Origin of the sequence: Massilia glaciei, assembly GCF_003011895.2 — a bacterium.
In the GTDB taxonomy this organism is placed as follows: Bacteria; Pseudomonadota; Gammaproteobacteria; order Burkholderiales; family Burkholderiaceae_D; genus Telluria_A; species Telluria_A glaciei.
Genome location: NZ_PXWF02000210.1, coordinates 1 through 1,004, shown reverse-complemented (window position 1 = coordinate 1,004; position 1,004 = coordinate 1). Strand labels below are relative to the sequence as shown.

The window sequence follows — 1,004 nt, the reverse complement described above, 5'->3', positions numbered from 1 at the left end:
CCGTGCTGGGCACCGTGCGCAGCACGGGTGATCGCGGCAACATTCTTTTGCGCAGCAATGAGTTGATCGAAGCGACCTCGGCCGACCTCGCCTTGCGCGCCGACCTGCTGTCGAGCAACGGCAACATCAGCTTGCTGTCGACCGACAGCTTGCTGTTGGACGACATGACGGCGGCGGCGCCGAGCGTGGGCGCGTCCAAGCTTGGCAAGACCATCGACCTGCTGGCGGCCGACAACATCAGCATGGAGGGCCTGGCCCAACTGTTGACCAACAACGGCAACATCCGCCTCGAAAGCACGGCCGGCAGCAGCACCATCGGCATCGTCAACGCGGGCACCGGCATGGCCGGCGGCAACATCAGCATCGTGGCCGGCACCGCCATCGTCGACGCCCAGCTCGACGACGGCCCGAACGCGACCGTCAACCTGCTCTCGTACGGCCTGCGCCTGAGCGCGGGCACCAGCATCGGCGCGGCCGGCTTCGTGATCGAGACCGAGGTATCGACACTGGCTGCCAGTCTCGCCGCCGGCAGCGCCTTCTTTGCCGAGAAGGACGGCCTCTCGCTCGGCACGGTCGGCCCGCTCGCGGTCAACCGCGTCGACAGCACCGGCGCCAGTGCGCCCGTGTCGGACGCCGCGATGAGTGGGATCACCACCAGCAGCGGGTTCGGCGTCCAGCTCGCCTCCGGCGGCAACGTCAGCGTCGACCAAGCGCTCGGGATGGATGGCGGCCACGTTCGCCTCGAGATCGCCGGAACCCTGACCGTTAACGCCACACTCGGCAACGCCAGCGGCAGCGGCAGCATCAGCGTGCTGGCCACCGGCACCATCAGCCTCTCCAGCCTCGGCCGCCTGGTCACCGGCGGCGGCACCATCGACGTCGCCTCGAGCGCCGGCGCGGTCGATATGCAAGGCGGCGCGCTGGCCCAAACCGACGGCGCCAACATCCGTTTCCAGGCCGCCAGCGGCATCACGCTCGGCCTGCTCGACGCGCGCAGCGCGGCC

Annotated in this window: 1 protein-coding gene; it reads left to right on the top strand. The window is 69.4% G+C overall.

Annotation, left to right across the window (positions count from 1 at the left end; genetic code table 11):
- Positions 1–1,004, top strand: a 1,004-nt coding sequence (locus tag C7C56_RS28860; RefSeq protein WP_181373160.1) for a hypothetical protein, incomplete at both ends; no start/stop codon positions are given.